The organism is Micromonospora sp. NPDC004704 (assembly GCF_053601675.1).
This window is the reverse complement of the sequence record NZ_JBSGCD010000024.1, coordinates 34,136-56,131: the sequence shown is the minus strand read 5'-3', so window position 1 is coordinate 56,131 and position 21,996 is coordinate 34,136. Positions and strand designations below refer to the sequence as shown.

The following is a 21,996-nucleotide window of genomic DNA, read 5'->3' as shown; positions in this document are numbered from 1 at the left end:
CCGTGTGCAATCGTGACCCTAGCCTCAGTGTCCCCGCTGGCAGCCCTGCCCAGTCCGAGCACCGCCGTCTGGCAGCTCGGGCCGATCCCGATCAGGGCGTACGCGCTCTGCATCGTGCTGGGCATCGTCGTCGCCGCGGTGGTGACCGAATACCGGCTCCGCCAGCGTGGCGTCGCGCCCTGGGCGATCCTGGACGTCGCGGTCTGGGCGGTGCCGTTCGGCATCGTCGGCGCCCGGATCTACCACGTGATCACCTCGCCGCAGGCGTACTTCGGCTCCGACGGTGACCCGATCCGGGCCCTGTACATCTGGGAGGGCGGCCTCGGCATCTGGGGCGCGGTCGCCGGAGGCGCGGTCGGCGCCTGGCTCGCCGCCCGCCAGCTCGGCATCCCGCTGACCGTGGTCGCCGACGCGCTCGCCCCCGGACTGCCACTGGCCCAGGCGGTCGGCCGGCTCGGCAACTGGTTCAACAACGAACTCTTCGGCGGCCCGACCACGCTGCCCTGGGGCCTGGAGATCCACCGGATGGACTCCGGCAACCCGGGGCACGCCCTGCTCGACGAGAACGGCAACCCGATCCTCGAACCGGGCCTCTACCACCCGACCTTCGCCTACGAGGCGCTGTGGAACATCGGCGTCGCCCTCTTCGTCTACCTGGTCGACCGCAAGCTCAAGCTCGGCCGGGGACGCGCCTTCGCCCTCTACGTGATGGGTTACACCGTCGGCCGGTTCTGGATCGAGATGATGCGTACCGACCAGGCCAACGAGATCCTCGGCGTACGACTCAACGTCTGGACCGCCGTGGTCGTCTTCCTCGGCGCGCTGATCTACTTCCTCCGGGTCCGTGGGCCGCAGGAGTTCCTGGTGCCGATCTACGCCGGCTCCACCACCGCCGCACCGACCGACGCCGACTCCGACGAGACCGACGGCGAGACCGGGTCGACCAGCGACATCTCCCAGGTCGACCTCTCCCGGCGTACGGTGACGAAGGACCCCAACACGCTGCCCGAGGCGTACCGGGTGGTCACCGAGGAGCAGTACCGGACCTACCAGCGCACCGGTGAGCTGCCCGAGCAGGAACACGGCGGGACAGGTGCGCCGGACCGGCTCCTGGACGACCTCGACGACCTCGGCGACGACGAGCCGGACGACCTCGACGCGAGCACCACCGACGAGGACGAGGCGCACGACGACGGCGACGACGACCGGGCCGGTGGTACCGGGCAGGCGCGGGCAGGCGCCGCGCCGCCGGGATCCGCCACGGACCGCGACAACAGCTGAGCGGGAGGAACCGCAGCCATGCGTACGGCCGTGGTAGTGGGCGCCGGGATCGGCGGCCTGGCCGTCGCCGGTGCCCTGGCCCGTTCCGGCTGGCAGGTGACACTCCTCGAACGGGGCGACCGGCTCCGCGCCGAGCGCACCGCGCTGGTGCTCTGGCCCAACGGGGTACGGGCGCTGCGCGCGCTCGGCCTCGGTGACGGGCTGGACGCGATCGCCACCGCCCTGCCCGACGTCGGCGTACGCCGCCCGGACGGGCACTGGCTGGTCCAGCCCCGACCGATGATCGACGAGCGGGCACCGGTGGTGGTGCACCGGGAGGACCTGCACGACGCCCTGATCGCCGGCCTCGGCGACCAGGTCGACATCCGTACCGGGGTGCAGGTCCGCACCGTACGCGCGACACCGGCCGAGCGGCCGGCGGTCGGCGACGGGCGCACCGAGTTCGAGGCCGACCTGGTGGTGGCCGCCGACGGGGTGGACAGCGCGGTACGGCACCGGCTCGCCCCGGAGGCGACCGTGGTCAGTTCGGGCTCGGCGGCCTGGCGGGCGGTGATCCCCTGGTACCGGGCGCCGAAGCTGCCCGCCGACCGTCCGGTCAACGGCGAGACGCTCGGCGCCGGTTACCGGTTCGTCGCCATCTCGCTCGGTGAGCGGGGCTCGTCCGGCGGTTCGACCCGGGGCGGCATCTACTGGGTGGCGACCGCCGCGGGCGCGTCCCGCCCCGAGCCGCCCGAGACCCAACTCGCCCTGCTCCGCCGCTGGTACGCCCACTGGCCGGCGCCGATCGGTGACCTGCTCGCCGCGACCGAGCCGGACGACCTGGTCCAGCAGGAGGTACGCGAGCTGCGCCCGCTGCCGAAGGAGTTCGCGTATCCGGTCGGCCCCGGAGGGATCGTCCTGCTCGGCGACGCCGCGCACGCGATGCCGCACCACCTCGGTCAGGGCGCCTGCCTGGCGTTCGAGGACGCCGCGACGCTCCGCTCGGCGGTACGCGACGCGGTGCCCGGCGAGGCGTTGCGGACCGCGGTCGAGGCGTACAGCCGGACGCGGCGCCCCCGCGCGGTCACCGTCGTACGGCAGACCCGGCGGATGTCGGCGGTGTTGCAGAGCCGGGGCCGGCTGGCCCTGCGTGCCCGCGACGCCGCCCTGGGCACGATCACCCCGCGCCTGATGGGCAGCGCCGCCACCGCCGCCGCGGCCTGGCGTCCGCCCGCGTAGCCGCCGTGGGGGCATCGACGGAACGGTTGTCCCGGCATCCCGGCCTCCGGGACGGGGCAACCTTCGGGCCCGTCCGGTATGGCACCCTCGGACCGGCGCCCGCCCCGGACCACGGTGGCTGGCGCGGTGGCTGGTGTCGCGCCGTCCGAGCGGTGTGCGGATTCGCCCGGTTCGTTGTCCGATCGGGCCGGACGGGGGGATTACCTCCGGGGCGGCCGACGGCGCAGACTACCCGGGACTGAAAGCGAGGGCTTCCAGGTGCGGGGTAGTGTGCCCGTTCAGCAGACCGCCGTTGGGCCGGGACATCGGGCCCGACGCGCGGTGCGGTTGCTCGGGCCCGTCGAGCTGATCGGTCCCGACGGGCCGGTCCCGCTCACCGACGAGGTCCGCCGGTTGCTGGGCCTGCTCGCCCTCCGGGTCGGCCAGCCGGTTGCCGCCGCCGACCTGCGCGGCGTACTCCCGTCCGGGGTGACCCCGGCGACCCAGTCGCTCGACGGTGCCGCCGCCGAACTCGCCGCCGCACTGGACCGGGCCGGTCTGCCCAACGCCGTCGTGGCCCACCCGATCGGCTACCTGTTGCGCCTGTCGGCCCGTCGGGTCGACGTACAGCGGTTCACCCGGCTGCTCACCCGGGCCCGGCGGCGGATGGCCGCGGAGCAGTGGGCGGTGGCGTTGCCGCTGTTCGACGCCGCGCTGCGGCTGTGGCGGGTGCCGTTGCACGGTGAGCCGCTCGGCGGCGACGCCCCGCGCCCGTCCGGCTGGGTGGCCGGCGAGGTGGGTCGCCTGGTGCAGAGCCGGATAGCCGCGATCGAGGAACGGTGGGAGTGTGCCCTGCGGCTCGCCCTCGCCGCCCAGGCGGCGGCCGGACAGCCCGCGGTGGACCGGGCCTCGGTGATCGACGGGCTGGCCGCCGCCCGTACCGCCGTCGCCGCGGTCGGTGAACTGGAGGCGGCCCTGGCCCGGCACCCGCTGCGGGTACGGCTGTGGGAGCTGCTGCTGGTCGCAGCGGCCGTCGGCAGCGGCCGGCGGTCCGCGGCCCGGGTCGAGGAGCGGGCCCGGGAGACGTTCCGGGAGCAGTTGGGTGTCGAGCCGGGCGAACGGTTGCGTGCCCTGGCCGCCGCCGCCCAACGTGGCGACCTGGCCCAACGGTGGCCCTCGACGCACGGGTCCGACCCGGTGTCCCGGTTGGTCGACCGGGCCAAGTCCCAGGCACCGCTGCCGGTGCCGATGACACCGTTGCTCGGCCGGGACGCCCTGCTCGCCGTGGTCAACCAGCGGCTCGCGACGCAGCGCCTGGTCACGTTGACCGGTCCCGGCGGCGCCGGCAAGACCCGGCTCGCGGTGGCGGCGGCCAGCCGGTTCGGCGCCGCCTGGTTCGTCGACCTCACCGCCGTGGAGAGCCCGGTACGCGTACCGGAGGCGGTCGCCGCCGCCCTCGGCGTACGGGCCGAGCCGGGGCGGGACGTGGCCGACACCCTGGCCGAGGAAATCGGCTGGACCCCGGCCCTGCTGGTGCTGGACAACTGCGAACACCTGGTCGCCGGGGTGGCCGAACTGGTCGACCGGTTGCTGCACCGATGCCCGGGGCTGCTGGTGCTGGCCACCAGCCGGATCCCGCTGCGGTTGCACACGGAGGCGGTGGTGGCGGTGCCCCCGTTGGCCCTCCCGCCCGACGCGACCGGCAACACCATCGCCTCGCTGGCCAACCACCCGGCGACCCGGCTCTTCCTGGACCGGGCCCGGTCGCGGTCCGGCCGCCCGGTGCCGGAGGCGAGTGCCGACGCGGTCGCCCAGCTCTGCGCCGAACTCGACGGGTTGCCGCTGGCCATCGAACTCGCCGCGGCGCACACGTCGGTGCTCGGCGTCGGTGAGATCGTCGCCCGGCTCCGTACCGACCTGCGCCTGCTGGCCAGCCCGGACCCGACCGCGCCGCAGCGGCACCGGACGCTGGCGGCGGCGGTGGAGACCAGCGCCGAGCGGCTCGATCCCGCCGCCCGGGCACTGTTCGAGCGGCTCGCGATCTGCCCCGGTGGCTTCGACGCGGAAACGGCGCGGGCGATCGCCGGCCCGGACGCGCCGGACGCCCTTGCGGCGCTGGTCGAATCCTCGCTGGTGGTCGCCGCGCCACTGGCCGCGCCGCCACTGCCGGCCACCCTGCCGTCGGCGGTGGCGTCCCCCACGCCGCCCGTGCCGCCGCCGACCGTCCACCTGCCGCCACCGCCGTGGGCCCCGACCGCCCTGCCCGACCCGAGCGAGCAGCCGGTCCCGGCCGCGTCGCTGTTCCCGTCGGCGCTGGGGGCGCCCGAGGCGCTGGTCGACGACCCACCGCTCCCGGTCCGGTACCGGATGCTCGCGCCGATCCGCCGGCACGCGCTGACCCGGCTCGGTGCCGGCGTCGGGGAGACGGTCGCCCGTGCCGCCGTGGCCGCGCACTGCCTGGCCCTGGCCGAGTACGCCGACGCCCGCCTGCGCGGCCCCGAACAGGAGTGGTGGCTGCGCCGGCTACGGGCCGAGGAGGCCAACATGCGGGCCGCGATGGGGTGGCTGTCCGAGGCGGGCGCCGGCGCCCCGCCGTACGCCGAACTGCGCCTCGCCGCCGCGCTGGCCCGGTACTGCCGGTTGGACGGCCACTACCGCGACGGCCACCGGTGGCTGGCCGAGGCGTTGCTCCGGCACCCGGACGCACCCGCACCGATGCGCGCCGGAGCCGGTGCGGCGGCGGCGATGCTGGCCATGCTGAGTTGCGACTACCCGGCGGCCACCGGGCACGCGGAGGCGGCGCTGAGCGCGTACCGGCAGGTGGGCAACCGGGCCGGGGTGGCGCGTGTCCTGCTCACGCTCGGCTCGATCGCCCGCGAGCAGGCCCGTTACGTCGACTCCACCGTGTACCTGGCGACCGCCGCCGCGACCTTCGCCGAGTACGGGGACGAGTGGGGCGAGGCGCAGACCGCGCAGCTTCGCGGCTTCACCGCCTGGCTCTCCGGTGACCTGGACCGGGCCGACTCCCGCCTGTGGGTCAGCCGCCGCTGGTACGAGCAACTCGGCGAGCCGAGGGCCGAGGCGGAGACGCTGATGAACCTCGGCGCGGTGGCTCTCTACCGGGGCGACACCGACCGGGCGGCGTCACTGCTCGACGTGGCGTTGCGGCGCTACTCCGTACTCGGGTTTCCCGAGGGGGTGGGTTGGGCGCACAACCTGCGCGGCCTGGTGGAGCTGCGCGGGCGGCGTACCGATCGGGCAGCGGCACACCTGTTGACCAGTCTCGCCGCCCATCGCCAGGTCGGCGACCGGTGGCGTACGGCCAGCGTGCTGGAGGCGTTGGCCGAGGTGGCCCGGCTCGACGGCGCTCCGGGCCGGGGTGCCCGGCTGCTCGGCGCCGCGGCCCGGATCCGGGACGAGATCGGCGCCCCGGTCCCCGCCTGTGAACGCCCCGACACCGAGGCCACCGCCCGTGCCCTCCGCTCCCAACTCGGCGAAGCCGCCTTCCTCGCGGCCCACGAGTACGGCCGCGACGCCCCCCTCGACACCCTCCTCGCCACCCCCACACCCACCCGCACCGACCGCTCCCAGGGCCGCCACGCCCTCCCCCGAACCGGCTGACCCCTGCTCGGGTGCGGTGCCTGCTGGGGTGGGTTGGGCCCGCCGTGCCCGGCGAGCGCCGTCACGCTTGATCCGCTCGCCGGTCACGGCGGGCCCAACCCCGTGCTCTCCGGCCCGCGGATCTGGGCGTTGATCATGAAGTTAGCGACGCCGCCAGGGTGATTTCTTGTCGCTAACTTCATGATCAACGCGTTGGGGGCGGGGGTGGGGGTGGGGGTGGGGGTGGGTTAGGGGGTTACGGGGGTGGGTTCGGCTATGCAGGCGGTGCCTAGGCGGCGGAAGCCGGCGCGGAGGTAGACGCGGGCGATGTCGTCGCTGCCGGCGGAGAGGAAGACGACCTCGGTTCCGGCTTCCAGCAGGTGTCGGGCCAGTGCGGCGGTGACGGCGGCGGCCAGGCCTCGGCGGCGGGCGGTGGGGAGGGTGGCGATGCCGGCGATCTCGGCGACGTTGCCGACCCGCATCGCCATGCCGGCCGAGACCGCGCCATCGTCGGGCGTCTCGGCCAGCGCGAAAACCCTGGTCCCGGCCTCGACCTGGGCTCGTTCCTCGTCCACCCGCCGGGGTGCCAGGGAGACCAGGGCGGCGTCGCGGGCGATCGGGCCGGCGTCTCCGGGGGCGGTGCCGGGCACGCCGAACCCGATGGCGGCGACCGCTCGCTGGGTGGCGACGTCGCGGCCGAAGTCGGGCGAGGCCGGGTCGGCAAACCGCACCGGTACGTCGCCGAGGCTGCCGGCCGGCGGCAGCGCTGCCGGGTCCAGCACCATCAGCGGTGCCTCCAGCACGGCCAGCCCGGCCGACCGGGCCACCGGCAGTAGACTGGGGTGGTTCTCGTGCACCCACTCGAACGCCTCGGGTACGCCGAGGGCGCGTTGCCGTTCACGGACCGCGGTCACGTCGGCGGCGTTCGGGGGCTCGGATGCGCCGGGGCGGGGACGGGCGTAGAACGGCCAACCAGCACCATCTCGGACGAAGAGCACCAGGCCGCCGTACTCTTCCACGTGAGCTACATCACGCGGCACTCCGTCGTAAAAGTGTTCTAAGCGCTCAAATACCTCACGATGCACCAGCCTCACCGCGCGAGACTACACGTCCCACTCCGTGGAAGTGTGATCAATCCGTACTGGTGGTGCGACGTGGGACCTAACGTAGACTCAAGAAACCTCGCAGGGCCGACGTCGTCCCGACCCATGATTGAACGTGAGTGACGACAGGAGACCCGGTGGTTTTTCCGTACCCTCAGGGACCTCGCCTCTCCTCGCCGCCCGCCTTGCCGGCGTCGCCGGCCCCGGGTATCGCGAACCTGGCCCGGACCCCCGAAGCGCAAGGGCTGTACGACCCCGCGTACGAGCGTGACGCCTGCGGGGTGGCCTTCATCGCCGACCTCAACGGACGCCGCTCGCACGACGTGGTGGCCAAGGGGCTCGGCGCGCTGTGCCGGCTCGACCACCGGGGCGCCCGTGGCGCGGAGCAGAACACCGGCGACGGCGCCGGCATCATGCTCCAGGTACCGGACGGATTCCTCCGTGAGGTGGTCGACTTCCCGCTGCCACCGGCCGGGCAGTACGCCACCGGCCTGGTCTTCCTGCCCCGCGAACCGGACGCCGAACAGCGTGCCCGCGCCGTGCTGGAGAAGTACGCCCTGGTCGAGGGCGCGGAGGTCCTCGGCTGGCGGGACCTGCCGGTCGACGCGACCGACCTGGGCGAGACCGCCCTGGCGGCGCGTCCGCTGATCCGGCAGGTGTTCCTCGCCGCGCGCCGGCTCACCGGTTCGCCCGCCGGTCCGGCGGGTAGCGCGCTGACCGGTCTCGAACTGGACCGGGTCGCGTTCTGCGTACGCAAGCAGACCGAGCGGGAGACCGCCGAGCGCGGGGTGCCGGCGTACTTCCCGTCGCTGTCCGCCCGGACCATGGTCTACAAGGGCATGCTCACCCCGGACCAGTTGCCGGCGTTCTTCCCCGACCTGACCGACGAGCGGGTGACCAGCGCGGTCGCCCTGGTCCACTCCCGGTTCTCCACCAACACCTTCCCGTCGTGGCCGCTGGCGCACCCGTACCGGTTCATCGCCCACAATGGAGAGATCAACACCATCCGGGGCAACAAGAACTGGATGAACGCCCGCGAGGCGCTGCTGGCCAGCCCGAAGGTGCCCGGCAACCTCAAACGGCTGTTCCCGGTCTGCACCCCCGGCGCCTCCGACTCGGCGAACTTCGACGAGGTCCTCGAACTGCTGCACCTGGCCGGGCGGAGCCTGCCGCACGCGGTGCTGATGATGATCCCCGAGGCGTGGGAGAACGACCCGGAGATGGCGCCCGCCGAGCGGGCCTTCTACCGGTTCCACGCCAGCCTGATGGAACCGTGGGACGGGCCGGCGTCGGTCGCGTTCACCGACGGGACCATGGTCGGCGCGGTGCTCGACCGCAACGGGCTGCGCCCCGGCCGCTGGTGGCAGACCAGCGACGGCCTGGTGGTCCTGGGCAGTGAGGCGGGCGTGCTCGACCTCGACCCGGCGACCGTGGTGGCCAAGGGTCGCCTCCAGCCGGGCCGGATGTTCCTGGTCGACACCGCCGCCGGCCGGATCGTCCACGACGACGAGATCAAGGCCGGACTCGCCGCCGAGCAGCCGTACGCCGAATGGCTGCACGCCGGGCTGATCGACCTGGCCGACCTGCCGGCCCGCGAGCACACCGTCTACACCCACGACTCGGTCCAGCGTCGTCAGCAGACCTTCGGTTACACCGAGGAGGAGCTGAAGATCCTGCTCGGGCCGATGGCGCGTACCGGTGCCGAACCGCTTGGGTCGATGGGCACCGACACCCCGATCTCCCCGCTGAGCACCCGTCCCCGGCTGCTCTACGACTACTTCCACCAGCTTTTCGCGCAGGTCACCAACCCGCCCCTGGACGCGATCCGCGAGGAACTGGTCACCAGCCTCCAGTCGACCATCGGCCCGGAGGGCAACCTGCTCGACCCCGGCCCGGCGAGCTGCCGGCAGATCGTGCTCCCGTACCCGGTGCTGGACAACGACGAGCTGGCCAAGCTGCTGGACGTGGACGAGGACGGTGACCTGCCCGGTTTCAAGGCGGTACGGGTCTCCGGGCTCTACCGCCTGCGCGACGGCGCGGCCGGGATCCGGGCCCGGCTGACCGAGATCTGCCGGCACGTCTCGGAGGCGATCGAGGACGGCGTACGCATCCTGGTCCTCTCCGACCGCGACTCCACCGCCGACCTGGCCCCGATCCCGTCGCTGCTGCTCACCGCAGCCGTGCACCAGCACCTGGTACGCGAGCAGACCCGGACCCGGGCGGCGCTGATCGTCGAGTCCGGCGACTGCCGGGAGGTGCACCACGCCGCCGTGCTGATCGGGTACGGCGCCGCCGCGGTGAACCCGTACCTGGCGTTCGAGTCGGTCGAGGACCTCATCGCGACCGGTGCACTCACCGGGATCGAGCCGGCCAAGGCGGTCCGCAACTACGTCAAGGCGCTCGGCAAGGGCGTCCTGAAGATCATGTCGAAGATGGGCATCTCCACCGTCTCGTCGTACTGCGGTGCGCAGGTGTTCGAGGCGGTCGGCCTGGACTCCCGGCTGGTCCAGCGGTACTTCGCCGGTACGGCCGGCAAGATCGGCGGGATCGGCCTGACCGGCATCCACGAGGAGATCGCCGCCCGGCACGCGGTCGCGTACCCGCCGAGCGCGGCACAGGGCGCGCACCGGCGGCTCGAGGTCGGCGGCGAGTACCAGTGGCGCCGCGAGGGTGAACTGCACCTGTTCAACCCGGAGACGGTGTTCCTGCTCCAGCACGCCACCCGCTCCCGTCAGTACGAGGTGTTCCGCGACTACACCGCCAAGGTCGACGAACTGGCCGCGAAGGCGGGTTCGCTGCGCGGGCTGTTCACCCTCCGTACGGGCGTCCGGCCGGCGGTGCCACTGGACGAGGTCGAGCCGGCCAGTGAGATCGTCAAGCGGTTCGCCACCGGCGCCATGTCGTACGGCTCCATCTCGGCCGAGGCGCACGAGACCCTCGCCATCGCGATGAACAACCTCGGCGGCAAGTCGAACACCGGTGAGGGCGGCGAGGACGTCGAGCGCCTCTACGACCCGCGTCGCCGCTCCTCGGTCAAGCAGATCGCCAGCGGCCGGTTCGGCGTGACCAGCGAATACCTGGTCAACGCCGACGACCTCCAGATCAAGATGGCGCAGGGGGCGAAGCCCGGCGAGGGCGGCCAGCTCCCCGGCAACAAGGTCTGGCCGTGGATCGCCCGTACCCGGCACGCCACCCCCGGCGTCGGCCTGATCTCCCCGCCACCGCACCACGACATCTACTCGATCGAGGACCTGGCCCAACTCGTCCACGACCTGAAGAACGTCAACCCGGCCGCCCGGGTGCACGTCAAGCTGGTCAGCGAGATCGGCGTCGGTACGGTCGCCGCCGGGGTGGCGAAGCTCAAGGCCGACGTCATCCTGATCTCCGGCCATGACGGCGGCACCGGCGCCTCCCCGCTGAACTCGCTCAAGCACGCCGGCACCCCATGGGAGCTGGGACTGGCCGAGGCGCAGCAGACCCTGCTGCTCAACCGGCTCCGCGACCGGGTCACCGTGCAGGTCGACGGGCAGCTCAAGACCGGTCGGGACGTACTCGTCGCGGCGCTGCTCGGGGCCGAGGAGTTCGGCTTCGCCACCGCCCCGCTGATCGTCGCCGGGTGCGTCATGATGCGCGTCTGCCACCTCGACACCTGCCCGGTCGGCATCGCCACCCAGAACCCGGTGCTGCGCGAGCGCTACACCGGCAAGCCGGAGTTCGTGGAGAACTTCTTCCTCTTCCTCGCCGAGGAGGTCCGCGGTTACCTGGCCGAGCTGGGCTTCCGGACCCTGGAGGAGGCGATCGGGCAGACCGAGCTGCTCGACCTCGCCCCGGCGCTGAACCACTGGAAGGCGCGCGGGCTCGACCTGCGGCCCGTACTCCATGTGCCGGACCTGCCCGAGGGCGCCGCCCGGCGCGGCATCCGGGCCCAGGACCACGGCCTGGCCGCCGCCCTGGACAACGAGTTGCTCGCCCTGGCCGCCCCGGCGCTGGCCGACGGAACCCAGGTCCGGGCCTCGATCCGGGTCCGCAACGAGCACCGCAGCGTCGGCGCGATGCTCGGCGGCGAGGTGACCCGTCGCTTCGGCGGCGCCGGCCTGCCCGCCGACACCATCGAGTTCGCCCTCACCGGCACCGCCGGCCAGTCCTTCGGCGCGTTCCTGCCGGCCGGGGTCACCCTGCGGCTGCACGGCGACGCCAACGACTACGTCGGCAAGGGACTCTCCGGCGGCCGGCTGGTCGTCCGCCCGGACGCCGCCGCGCCGTTCGCCGCCCGCGCCGCGGACCGGACCGACGGTACGCCCGGCGCCGAGGACCAGATCATCGCCGGCAACACCATCCTGTACGGGGCCACCGCCGGTGAACTCTTCCTCCGGGGCCGGGTCGGTGAGCGGTTCGCGGTCCGCAACTCCGGCGCGGTGACGGTGGTCGAGGGGGTCGGCGACCACGGGTGCGAGTACATGACCGGTGGCACCGTCGTGGTGCTCGGCCCGACCGGGCGGAACTTCGCCGCCGGCATGTCCGGTGGCGCCGCCTTCGTCTGGCAGCTCGACCCGCGCCGGGTCAACCCCGAACTGGTCGACCTGGCCCCGCTCACCGTCGACGAGCGGGTCACCCTGCACGACCTGGTCCAGCGGCACTTCGCCGAGACCGACTCGGCGGTCGCCGAGCGGCTGCTCAAGCGCTGGCCGGAGGCGGTCGAGGAGTTCACCGCCGTGGTACCCCGCGACTACAAGCGGGTAATGCAGATCATGCGGGCCGCCGAAGCCGCCGGCCACAACGTCGACGAGGCGGTCATGACCGCGCTGGCCGCCCCCGTGGCGCCGCCGGCCGCGCCCGTGCCGTCTCCCGCCGCGCCCGCGCAGGTCACGCCGCGCGCGTCCCAGGAGGTGGCTCGTGCCTGACCCGAACGGTTTCCTGCGCTACGACCGGCGGTTGCCGGCCCGCCGCCCGGTGCCGGTGCGGATCAGCGACTGGCGGGAGGTCTACCCGGCCGCCGCCGACGACCTCGTACGCGAACAGGCCACCCGCTGCATGGACTGCGGCATTCCGTTCTGCCACGACGGCTGCCCGCTGGGCAACCGGATCCCGGACTGGAACGACCTGGTCCGTACCGGCAACTGGTCGCACGCGATCGAGTCGCTGCACGCCACGAACAACTTCCCGGAGTTCACCGGGCGGCTCTGTCCGGCACCGTGCGAGGCGGCCTGCGTACTCGGGATCTCCGGGGGGCAGCCGGTCACCATCAAGCAGGTCGAGGTCGAGATCATCAACCGGGCGGTGGACCTGGACCTGGTCCGGCCGCAGGTGGTGGCGAAGCCGTCCGGCAAGCGCATTGCCGTCGTGGGTTCCGGGCCGGCGGGACTCGCTGCCGCGCAGCAGTTGGCCAGGGCTGGGCACGCTGTCACCGTCTACGAGCGCGACGACAGGATCGGCGGCCTGCTCCGGTACGGCATCCCCGACTTCAAGCTGGAGAAGGAGCACATCGACCGGCGGCTGGAACAGCTCACCGCCGAGGGCGTCGCCTTCGTCACCGGCGTCAACGTCGGTGTCGACATCACCGCCGAGCAGCTCCGCGCCGAGTACGACGCCGTCCTGCTCGCCTGCGGTGCGCTCCAGGGCCGGGACACCCAGGCCACTCCCGGGCGGGCCCTGCGCGGCGTGCACCAGGCGATGGAACACCTGGTCGCGGCGAACCGGGTGGTCAACGGCCTGGACGAGAGCACCCCGATCGACGCCGCCGGCAAACACGTGGTGATCATCGGTGGTGGTGACACCGGCGCGGACTGCCTCGGTGTGGCCCACCGGCAGGGCGCTGTCGGCGTACACCAGCTCGACCTGTACCCGGTGCCACCGGGCAGCCGGGACGAGAACCGCGACCCGTGGCCGACCTGGCCGTGGATCCTGCGCGACTACCCGGCGCACGAGGAGGGCGGCGAGCGGGTCTTCGCCGTCGCGGTCCAGGAGTTCGTCGACGACGGCACCGGCCAGGTACGCGCGGTCCGGGTCGCCGAGGTCAGCGTGACCAAACAGGACGGGCAGCGGATCATGACCGTCAAGCCCGGCTCGGAACGGGAACTTCCGGCCGACCTGGTGCTGCTGGCGATCGGCTTCGAGGGGACCGAGGAGCAGCCGCTGCTCGACCAGCTCGGGGTGGCCCGCAACCGGCGCGGCGCGATCGACGCCACCGCGGACTGGCAGACCTCCACCGACGGGGTCTTCGTCGCCGGTGACATGCACCGGGGCGCGTCGCTGATCGTCTGGGCGATCGCCGAGGGCCGCGCGGCCGCCGCCGCGATCCACACCTACCTCGACGGCCCCGGCACCCTGCCGGCCCCGGTCACCGCCTCCGCCCAACCCCTGACCGCCGCCCGCTGACACCCCACCGCGGCTCCCCACGCGGGTCGAGATCCGCACACTTCCACTGAGAAGGGTGGCTATCCCACGCCGGATAGCCACCCTTTTCGGTGAGGGTTGTTCCGGGAAGCGGGGCGGGCCGGGATTACCGTCCGCAGTGTAGTGGGAATGTAGAGGACGCCTCGAAAATCTCCGCAAGGCGTTTGTGCGGATGGAGAGAGGGCTCGCCTCGATCTGGGTCGGAGCGCAGCTGCCCGTTCGTCTGCCTGTCGGTGTCCCTAGTCGGAGGAGTTGTTTGTGTCGAGAATCTGGTTCGGCTCACGAATGCCATTTCTGACGAGCATGGTCCTGGCGGCCCTGTTCCTCGGTCCCGTCAATGCCGCCATCGCCGCACCCGCCGGCCCGGGTGCCGGTGGCCAGGACTTCCGGGCCGACGCCCGGTCGGCGGGCCTCACCGCTGCTGAAGCCGATGAGCTGCAGAAACGTGTCGACGCCCGGCTGGATCAGCTCGGCGGCAAGCAGGTCGCCGCAAACAAGATCGAGTACGCCCCCGGCAGCCACCTGCTCCTCAATCTTCCCGGGGAGAAGTACGCCCGCGAACTCAACCAGCCGATCGGCACACTGGCGAGCTGTGCCGAACTCTACTTCTGCGCCTGGAGCGGAGGCGGATGGAGTGGGGAAAAGCGTTCCGAATGGAGATGTTCGGTCTGGATCCACATCCCGACGTGGGCCGGGTACGGATCCTGGATGAACACTCAAACTCCGGGTACCCGGGCGTATTTCCTCGGAGCGGACGGTAGTGAACTCGGCCGCTCGTCGGCCGCTCCCAGCCACAACTCGAACTACGTCTGGACTCCCGTCTACCACATCGACCCCTGCTGAGGCGTCCAGGTGGCGCGACGATCCTGCACTTGTGGTGGTACACAAACTCGGATGACTGCCCCAATCCGGGCGCCACAAGTGCAAGATCGTCGGAGGAGTGGTGACTCGGTCGCGTCCGGGTGCCCGTACGGGGGTGCTTCGGTTAGTGTTCCGGTGACTACGCACGCCGACAGGGGTGGGGGAGCAGGGTGGGCAGGCTCGCGGTCACGTACGGGCGGGCGGTCGCGGCACACCGGCAGGCGCGTGCGCATCTGGACGCCGCCCGTCGAGGGCTCGCCGGAGTCACCGCCCCGCCGCCACCGCCCGAGACCGGGGACATGGTGCAGCGGCTGCGCCGGGTCGGCGAAGCTCTCAGCGCCGTGTCGGCCGGACCGGAGTTTCCGGGCCGCCCGGTGCCGATCCGGGTCGGTGAGGCGGCCACTTCGGACGGCGGTTTCCCGGTGGTCGTACCGCTGGTCGGTGGGGCGCACCTGGCGATCGACACCGACGCCCGCGATCCGCGTACGGGGGCGGCGCTGCGTTCCCTGGTGATCCGGCTCCTGATGGCCGCCCCGGCCGGCTCGGTACGGGTGGTGGCGATCGACAACGCCGCGCTCGGCGCCACGTTCCTGCCGCTTCGGCCACTCGTCGACGCAGGTGTGCTGAGCCCGCCCGCGACCAGTGACGGGGAGATCCAGGCCCTGCTCACCGGCGCCGAGCAGCACGCCCGCGCCAGCCACTCCGACCCGAACGGCCGGGACCAGTTGCTGCTGGTGGTGGCGGCGTCCATGCCGGAGGGGCGGGCCGAGCTGACCCGGCTGGCCGCGTTGACGCACGCCGGCCCGGCCGCCGGGGTGTGCGTGCTGGCGGCCGGTTATCCGCCCCGGTCGACGGGGCTGGAACCGCCTCCGTTCGGCAACACCACGCGGGTGACCCGCGACAGCGACTATGCCTGGGTCGGTGACCCGCCGTGGTGGCCGTACAGCGGGGACGGGACCGGGTTGGTGGTGCCGGTCCTGCTCGACGGGGACCCGCCCGCCGGGACGATCGCCGCCGTCGCGGAACGGCACGGGGACGCCACCCGGCGGGACGCCAGTCTGGAGTTCGCCGACCTGCTGCCGGCCCGCAACTGGACCGAGTCGGCCGGCACCGGGCTGCGTACGGTCATCGGCCGCAACGGCCGCGACCCGGTGACCCTGGCGTTCGACGACGCCACGCCGCACTGGCTGGTCGGCGGCCGGACCGGCTCCGGCAAGACCGTCTTCCTGCTCGACGTCCTCTATGGACTCGCCGCCCGCTACTCACCCGACGAACTGGCCCTCTTCCTGCTCGACTTCAAGGAGGGGGTCAGTTTCACCGAGTTCGTCCCGACCGGGCACGACGGTTCCTGGATCCCGCACGCCCGCGCCGTCGGCATCGAGTCCGACCGGGAGTACGGCGTGGCGGTCCTGCGGGAGCTGCGACGGGAGCTGAACCGGCGGGCGAACGCGCTCAAGCGCCACGGGGTCACCAAGCTCGCCGACCTGCCCCGCGACGGCAAGCCCGTGCCACGGGTGGTGGCCGTCATCGACGAGTTCCACGTGCTGTTCGCCGGCAACGACGCGCTCGCCCGCGAGGCGGTCGCACTGCTGGAGGAACTGGCCCGCAAGGGCCGCTCGTACGGCATCCACCTGGTGCTGGCCAGCCAGAGCATGTCCGGGATCGAGGCGCTCTACGGCAAGGTCGACTCGATTTTCGGCCAGTTCCCGCTCCGGGTGGCGTTGCCGGGCGGCTCCGGCGTACTCGATGCCCTGAACGAGGCCGCCGGGGCGCTCCCGCTCGGTTCCGCGATCATCAACCCCGCCGCCGGCCTCTCCTCGGCGAACACGGTGGTCCGCTTTCCGGACGCACACGGCAGCGCCGCGCGGGTCGCGGCGCTGCGGCACGAGCTGTGGCAGGGTCGGGCGCAGGGCTCGTTCCCACCCGCGGTCTTCAAGGGGTACGACTCCGCACACGTCGAGGACGACCCGACGTTCCGTGGCCTGATGCCCGGTGGACGCCGGCCGATGGCCCTGGTCGGCCGGGTGGTCGACGTGAACCTGACCTCGGCGATGTTCATGCTCGACGCCACCCCCGGCCGGCACCTGGCGGTGGTCGGCACCACCCCGGTCGGTGCCGACGTGCTGCAGGCGGCCACCCTCAGCCTGGCCCGCCAGGCCCAGCCCGGTACCGCCCGGTTCCTCCTCGCGCCGCTGGTCGCCGCCGCCGACGAGGTGGCCGACGCGACCGCCGACGCACTGGTCGCCGCCGGTCATCCGGTGACCAGGTTGGACGCGATGGCGTTGCGGGAGGAGATCCGCAAACTCGCCGAGCCGGTCGCCCAGCCGAGCGACCGGACCTACCTGGTGGCCTTCGGCATGGACGGGGCCAGCGGAGTGCTGTCCGCCAAGGACCAGAACTACCGGTCCGGCCTCGACGACCTCCAGCAGGTCCTGCGCCACGGCCCGGCGTACGGGGTGCACCTGCTCGGCTGGTGGCGGGGGCTGCGCCGGCTCGCCGACGACATCGGCGGGGCGCACAACAAGGACGACATCGCCTGCCTGGTGGCGCTGAACGTGCCCGGTGGGGAACTGGGCATGTACCTCGGGATGCACGACCTGGCGTACACGCCCCGGGCGAACCGGGCGCTGCTGGTGGATCGGCACGACCAGCGCAGCCGGCTGATCGTGCCGTTCGTTCGACCCGGGTACGAGCTGGACGAGGGGCAGTGACGATGCAGGGCTTCGACGAGTACGCCACCCTGGCCCGGCACCTGCACCAGCTCCAGCGCACCGGTGAGCGTACGACCGCGCAGGCGGCGGCCCGCCGTGATGCCACCGGTGACACGATCGACCAGCTCGGGCAGCGGCTCACCATGCAGGAGCAACGGCTGGTCGAACTCGCCAAACTGATCGGGGAGCCGGTCCCGCAGCTCAGCGCCCCACTGCCGCCGCTGACCGTCGCCGGGCACCTCGGGTCGCCGGCCTCCCATCAGCAGGGTGCGGAGCAGGAGTTGGCGGGCGGTTCGGCGTACCCGGAACTGCCGGTCGGTCCCGATCGGGTGGCGCTGACCTCGACGCCCGCACCGGCACCTGCGGTGCCCGGCCCACGGCTGCCGTCGGCGGGCGAGGACGGTCCGCCCACGCAACACCTGTCGCACCCGGCCGCGCCGGTGAACCCGGACGTCGAGCTGGACCTGGCGCACCGGGCGGCGGCAGCGGCCGACGAGGCCGCCGCGCAGGTCGAGGAGTTGGCCCAGCAGCCGGCGCTGCTACCGGGCTCGTCGCCGTTCAGCCGGGCGATCGTGGTCTACGTCGGCTTCATCGCCGCCGGCAACCTGGCCCAGGCCCTGCTGGCGCTCGTCGCCAAGGCCGGCGCCGTCGACGGCTTCACCCTGTACGCCTGGATGCTCGCCGGACTGCCGGCGCTGACCTTCTTCGCCGCCTACTTCGCCCTCGGCTCCTGGGGGCGGGCCCGGATCGGGGGCGGCCGACCGGCCCGGTACGCCAGGCTCGGCTTCGCCATGTGTTTTGTCATCATGTCGATCACCTCCTGTTTCTGGACCATCATGCTGGACGTCTGAGCCGGGTCGGGCGGTGTTGAGTTCGGCGGTGTGGAGGAGGTCGGTCAGCTCGGCGGAGGACATGCCCTCGTCGTCGAGCAGCCCGACGATGAGCATGGTCTGGGCGGCGATCGTGGTGGAGTCCATCGGCAGCGGCTCCCGCTGACCGAGCGCGGCCTGGATCAGCGCCTCGGCGGTCACCGGGTCGATCTCGACGCCACTGTGGTCGTACCGCTCCCGGACACTCGCGACGAACCGGATGATCGGGGCGTGGTCCTGGCCGGGCCGGAATCGCCGGTCGACGCAGAGCAGGAAAACGGAGTCGAGCAGCTCTCCGTACCGCCGCCAACCGGTCTCGTCGAGGCTGCACAGCCGATGGCGGTGCTCGCGTACCCGGCCGAGGGCAAGGTCACGCACCGCCCTGCTGTACGGGTTCAGGCTGTCCACGGGCGGGTGAACTCCTTCCAGGCTTCGTGCCGCCACCGGGCCAAGAAGCCCCGCCAGCCGCCCCACGGGTGGCGTCGGACGACGAGCCGGGCGGCCACCGTCACGCCCTCTCGGGTCTGCGCGACGGTCGGGCGGGCTCGGGTCAGCAGGCGGTCCAGTCGGACGGTGACGCTGATGGCGGCTGGTTCGGGGGTGCCGGCGAGGTTGGCGGCGTACCGGTCGAGGGCACGGGAGCCGATGGCGAGGCGGGCGGCGACCAGGTCGAGTCGGCGGCCCGCCCAGGCCCAGCGCTCGGCTGCGGCGAGAGCACGTGGATCCTCCTGGTCGCGGCGGAGCCAGTCTTCGGCGGTGGACAGCTGTCGGCGTACCCGATCGACCTGGTGGGCGGCGCGGCCGGCGCCGAGGCGGGCAACCTTGAGGCCGGCGAGCACGTCGCCCACGTTGTGGGGTTCGGCGTTGGGGAGTCGACGGGCCTCGGCCAGGCCGGAGTAGACCGTGGTCAAGGCTTCCCAGGCGAGGTTGAGGGCGCTGTCCCAGTTGGCGAGGGCGGTTCGGGGGAGCGGATGCTCGACGCCGTCGACCTGCTGGTTGGCGCATTCGAGCGCCTCGGTCGCGGCGAGGCAGGCGGCGCGCAGGGCGTCGACCGTGCCGTCGGCGGTGCGGATCGCGGTGTTGAGCAAGTTGTTCGCTCCGGGATTCCTGGCCGGGGTCGGCTGGTGGCGGGGGGTGGGCCAGTTCGACGGGTGGCTCCGGTTGTCCGGCGGTGGGTTGCCGGTGCGCCGGGAGTAGTGGGCCAGCGCCCGTTCCGCCTGGTCTCGTTCGTCGCAGGGGCCGGGCCGCCCGCACCCCAAACAGACCCCGGTGTACGCGGACACGACGTGCCGGTCGATCGCTTGTTGCGCCTCGGCGGCTCGGGCCTGGGCGTACCGGCTGTAGTAGGTCTCGGAGAGGGCGTTCACCCGCCCGCCTCCGCGACCTGCCTGATCAGTCGCGCCCACTGGACCTCAAGACACGGGTACGCCGCACCGCAGGTGCAGTTGACGACGGCGACCCGCATCGGGGCGTGAGCCCGCAGGATGTCGTCGGCGTCTTCGAGATCTTCTTCGGAGAGGAAGTCGGGTGGCGGCTGTTGGTGGGGTTGCGGGGTGGGTGGGGTGGCGCTCACCGGTTTGGTGCCTCCCGTCGCTGAGGTGCGGGCAGGTTCACGCACCCGGCCGACCAGGGGGACCGATCGGCCGGGCTCTGTGCGGTGGGACCAACTCCGTGGTTTGCAGACCTGGGAGCCGGATAGAGGAGACCGTATATGACAGGTGATGTACGCGCAACCCTGACTTGCTATTGGTTGCCATACAAGGTGCGACGTGATCAAATGGCGGGGCAGACCTGGGAGTGACCTATGCCCGCCAAGCCCAAATGGGCGCAGATTGTCGACAGCATCCACGCTCAGATCGAGTCCGGAGAACTTGCTCCGGGCGATAAATTGCCGTCCACGTCGCAACTCTGCGCACAGCACAGCGTGTCCGCGATCGTCGTCCGACAGGCCATCAACGCCCTGAAGATCGAGGGTCTGGTGGAGGGCGTCGGAGGTGTCGGAGTGTTCGTCGCCGAGCGGTGACCGAGGCTGTGGCGGTTCAGGGCCCCCATAGGGGCAGTGGAACGCCACAGCGCCTCGCCTGCTTCTGGTGGCACGGATCGACTGAGCGCTTGACAGTGTCAAGTTGCCGTGTCAGTCTCAGGAGGTCCCTTACTTGACAGTGTCAAGCAAAGAGCTTCCCTGTGCGCCGAAGGAGCGATCATGTATCACGCCATCGTCAAGCGCATCGCTACCAAGAACTTCAACCGGGTCAACGAGAAGGACTACGACGCCCTGCTCAAGGACTGTGTGCCGGACGTCTACCATCGCTTCGGTGGGGATCACGCCCTCGGCGGTGAGCGCCACGACCGGGAGGCGTTGAGGCGGTGGTTCGAGCGCCTCGGACGACTCAGCCCAACCCTGAGACTGACGGTGCGCGACGTCTGGGTGAAGGGCACTCCCCACAACACGACGATCGTCATCCGCTGGACGGCGACCCAGAACATGCCGGACGGCTCGCCGTACAACAACCATGGCGTACACATCGTGCAGATGAGATGGGGCAAGATCGTGTCGATCGACGCCAACGAGGACTCCCAGCTCGTCGCTGCGGCCCTGCAGGTCTTCGCCGCCCACGGTGTGACCGAAGCTTCGGCCGAGCCCATCGTGAGCTGAGCGGGACACTGATGCCCAGCAAGCCGGATGCGGATGGTCGCTCTGCGCTGCTCAGCGCCGCCCGGGCGGAACTCGATGAACACGGCCACGCCGGGATCAGCCTCCGCGCGGTTGCCCGCCGTGCCGGCGTCTCCCACGCCGCGCCCAAATACTTTTTCCAGGACCGCGCGGGGCTCCTGACCGCGATCGCGACCGAGGGCTTCACCGCGTTGACGGCCGCGTTGCGCACGGTCTCGGCGTCGCGGCCAGCCAACCCGCTCTCGGCGCTGGGCCGCGCGTACATCGACTTCGGCCTGGGCAACCGCGCTTTGTTCGACCTGATGTTCCGACCCACCGAGCTGCACACCGACGACCCGGCCCTGCGTACGGCACAGGAAGAGGCCATCGCTGAACTCAGCTCGGTTGTCCTCGGTCGGGCATCAGGGTCGCAGAAGGGCGAGGTTCCGCAACTGTCGCTGGTCAGCTGGGCCCTGGCGCACGGCCTGGTCGTGCTCGCCCGAGACGGCGCGCTGCAGTCCGCGACCAACGCCGGCACTCCCGAGGAAGCGGCGGAGACGGCCCGAAGCCTGGCTGGCCTGTTCGCCGCCCATTTGGGTGCTGACCCGGATACTCGAAAGACTTCAAGCTGAGATCGATGGCGGCGCTGACTTCGCCACTCGTCAGATGCTCGCCCGGTAGGCGCGCAGATCCTCGCTGGCGCTGCGCAGCAGGACAGCGCTGTCGTACACCTTGTCCCGAGCGCCCGACATCGCGTCGTGCGTACGCCGCACCACGTCGGCGCGCCCGCCGTAGATCAGGACCATCATCGAGTCCTGGCTGTTGCGCATGCTCGCAGCAACGGCGTTGAGCCTTGCGGCCGTCTGCTCGATCTGCTCCATGACCTGCTCGATCCCCGAAATCACCTGCCCGGCGATCCCACCTCCCGATCCCCGGCTTCGATAACCACCTCGTGCACCGCCAACCCGATGGTGCTCCCCACGAGGGTTGACTTGGGCGGCGCCATGCGCGGGGGAGCCGCCGGCACTGGTGCTGGTGCTCGTGCTGCGGTGCCCACCAGCTACGGCGCTCTCACGGCGTTCTCGTCTGAGGTCGATGGCGGTAACCACGACAGCCTTGGCCTGTGCGCCGATGAGTCCGCCAGCGACGGTGCCGCCGATGGCAGCAACGGAAGGAGAAAGTGGCAGGCCGAGCCGGGCAGCGGCAAGGCCCAACAACATGCCGACGCCCGCTCCACCCCACTCGAGCACTTTGCCAAGGCTTTCCTTGGCACTCTCGTATAGGAGTCGGCGCTTGAACGGGCGCTCTACCTGCCGCTGTCTTCGATT

Annotated in this window: 16 protein-coding genes; 12 read left to right on the top strand and 4 right to left on the bottom strand. The window is 72.1% G+C overall.

Annotated elements, in window-relative coordinates:
- Positions 1-12: 12 nt before the first annotated feature.
- The 3 genes from lgt (at position 13) to ACWEFB_RS27015 (ending at position 6,099) form a co-directional block, all read left to right on the top strand.
- Positions 13-1,281, top strand: a complete 1,269-nt coding sequence (lgt, locus tag ACWEFB_RS27025) for a prolipoprotein diacylglyceryl transferase (protein ID WP_452289782.1) — start codon at positions 13-15, stop codon at positions 1,279-1,281.
- A gap of 18 nt (positions 1,282-1,299) precedes the next feature.
- Positions 1,300-2,499 (top strand): FAD-dependent oxidoreductase, encoded by a 1,200-nt coding sequence (locus ACWEFB_RS27020; protein WP_452289780.1) that lies wholly within the window; start codon positions 1,300-1,302, stop codon positions 2,497-2,499.
- Positions 2,500-2,769: 270 nt separating this feature from the next.
- A complete protein-coding gene (locus tag ACWEFB_RS27015; protein ID WP_452289778.1) occupies positions 2,770-6,099 on the top strand; it encodes an ATP-binding protein in 3,330 nt (1,109 codons plus the stop codon).
- A gap of 227 nt (positions 6,100-6,326) precedes the next feature.
- Here ACWEFB_RS27015 and ACWEFB_RS27010 read toward each other — a convergent pair whose 3' ends face one another.
- Positions 6,327-7,172 (bottom strand): GNAT family N-acetyltransferase, encoded by an 846-nt coding sequence (locus ACWEFB_RS27010; protein ID WP_452289776.1) that lies wholly within the window; start codon positions 7,170-7,172, stop codon positions 6,327-6,329.
- 194 nt (positions 7,173-7,366) lie between these two features.
- On the opposite strand from ACWEFB_RS27010, the gene gltB reads away from it, so the two are divergent.
- The 5 genes from gltB (at position 7,367) to ACWEFB_RS26985 (ending at position 17,997) form a co-directional block, all read left to right on the top strand.
- Entirely contained in the window at positions 7,367-12,082 is a 4,716-nt protein-coding gene (gene gltB / locus ACWEFB_RS27005; protein ID WP_452289871.1) for a glutamate synthase large subunit, read from the top strand.
- On the top strand, positions 12,075-13,556 hold the full coding sequence (locus tag ACWEFB_RS27000; RefSeq protein WP_452289774.1) for a glutamate synthase subunit beta: 1,482 nt from the start codon (positions 12,075-12,077) through the stop codon (positions 13,554-13,556). Before gltB ends, ACWEFB_RS27000 begins: the two co-directional genes overlap by 8 nt.
- Before the next feature lie 303 nt (positions 13,557-13,859).
- Complete coding sequence (locus tag ACWEFB_RS26995; RefSeq protein WP_452289772.1) at positions 13,860-14,417, top strand: hypothetical protein; 558 nt, start codon at positions 13,860-13,862, stop codon at positions 14,415-14,417.
- A 188-nt stretch (positions 14,418-14,605) separates the two neighbouring features.
- Positions 14,606-17,146, top strand: coding sequence for an FtsK/SpoIIIE domain-containing protein (locus ACWEFB_RS26990; protein ID WP_452289770.1), 2,541 nt, complete (start codon positions 14,606-14,608; stop codon positions 17,144-17,146).
- Positions 17,143-17,997, top strand: a complete 855-nt coding sequence (locus tag ACWEFB_RS26985) for a hypothetical protein (RefSeq protein WP_452289768.1) — start codon at positions 17,143-17,145, stop codon at positions 17,995-17,997. The genes ACWEFB_RS26990 and ACWEFB_RS26985 overlap by 4 nt, the downstream gene beginning before the upstream one ends.
- 413 nt (positions 17,998-18,410) lie before the next feature.
- Here the strand turns inward: ACWEFB_RS26985 and ACWEFB_RS26980 are convergent, their stop codons facing one another.
- Both ACWEFB_RS26980 and ACWEFB_RS26975 read right to left on the bottom strand, forming a co-directional pair.
- Complete coding sequence (locus ACWEFB_RS26980) at positions 18,411-19,382, bottom strand: hypothetical protein (RefSeq protein ID WP_452289766.1); 972 nt, start codon at positions 19,380-19,382, stop codon at positions 18,411-18,413.
- Entirely contained in the window at positions 19,379-19,588 is a 210-nt protein-coding gene (locus ACWEFB_RS26975) for a hypothetical protein (protein ID WP_452289764.1), read from the bottom strand. Before ACWEFB_RS26975 ends, ACWEFB_RS26980 begins: the two co-directional genes overlap by 4 nt.
- 231 nt (positions 19,589-19,819) lie before the next feature.
- Here ACWEFB_RS26975 and ACWEFB_RS26970 point away from each other — a divergent pair, with 231 nt between their 5' ends.
- From ACWEFB_RS26970 to ACWEFB_RS26960, 3 genes are all read left to right on the top strand, one after another.
- A complete protein-coding gene (locus tag ACWEFB_RS26970) occupies positions 19,820-20,038 on the top strand; it encodes a winged helix-turn-helix domain-containing protein (RefSeq protein WP_452289762.1) in 219 nt (72 codons plus the stop codon).
- A gap of 180 nt (positions 20,039-20,218) precedes the next feature.
- On the top strand, positions 20,219-20,671 hold the full coding sequence (locus ACWEFB_RS26965) for a nuclear transport factor 2 family protein (protein WP_452289760.1): 453 nt from the start codon (positions 20,219-20,221) through the stop codon (positions 20,669-20,671).
- Positions 20,672-20,682: 11 nt separating this feature from the next.
- Positions 20,683-21,300, top strand: a complete 618-nt coding sequence (locus tag ACWEFB_RS26960) for a TetR/AcrR family transcriptional regulator (protein ID WP_452289758.1) — start codon at positions 20,683-20,685, stop codon at positions 21,298-21,300.
- 30 nt (positions 21,301-21,330) lie between these two features.
- Here the strand turns inward: ACWEFB_RS26960 and ACWEFB_RS26955 are convergent, their stop codons facing one another.
- Positions 21,331-21,573, bottom strand: coding sequence for a hypothetical protein (locus tag ACWEFB_RS26955; protein ID WP_452289756.1), 243 nt, complete (start codon positions 21,571-21,573; stop codon positions 21,331-21,333).
- 144 nt (positions 21,574-21,717) lie between these two features.
- Between ACWEFB_RS26955 and ACWEFB_RS26950 the strand changes: the two genes are divergently transcribed.
- Positions 21,718-21,951 carry a hypothetical protein gene (locus ACWEFB_RS26950; protein WP_452289754.1) on the top strand — a complete coding sequence of 78 codons (234 nt, stop codon included), beginning with the start codon at positions 21,718-21,720 and terminating at the stop codon, positions 21,949-21,951.
- Positions 21,952-21,996 lie beyond the last annotated feature (45 nt).

What these genes read in the sequence shown, in the direction of transcription:
- ACWEFB_RS26970 (WP_452289762.1), top strand. Translation starts at nt 19,820, where the DNA reads ATGCCCGCCAAGCCCAAATGGGCGCAGATTGTCGACAGCATCCACGCT.
- ACWEFB_RS26965 (WP_452289760.1), top strand. Translation starts at nt 20,219, where the DNA reads ATGTATCACGCCATCGTCAAGCGCATCGCTACCAAGAACTTCAACCGG.
- ACWEFB_RS26995 (WP_452289772.1), top strand. Translation starts at nt 13,860, where the DNA reads ATGCCATTTCTGACGAGCATGGTCCTGGCGGCCCTGTTCCTCGGTCCC.
- ACWEFB_RS27020 (WP_452289780.1), top strand. Translation starts at nt 1,300, where the DNA reads ATGCGTACGGCCGTGGTAGTGGGCGCCGGGATCGGCGGCCTGGCCGTC.
- ACWEFB_RS26960 (WP_452289758.1), top strand. Translation starts at nt 20,683, where the DNA reads ATGCCCAGCAAGCCGGATGCGGATGGTCGCTCTGCGCTGCTCAGCGCC.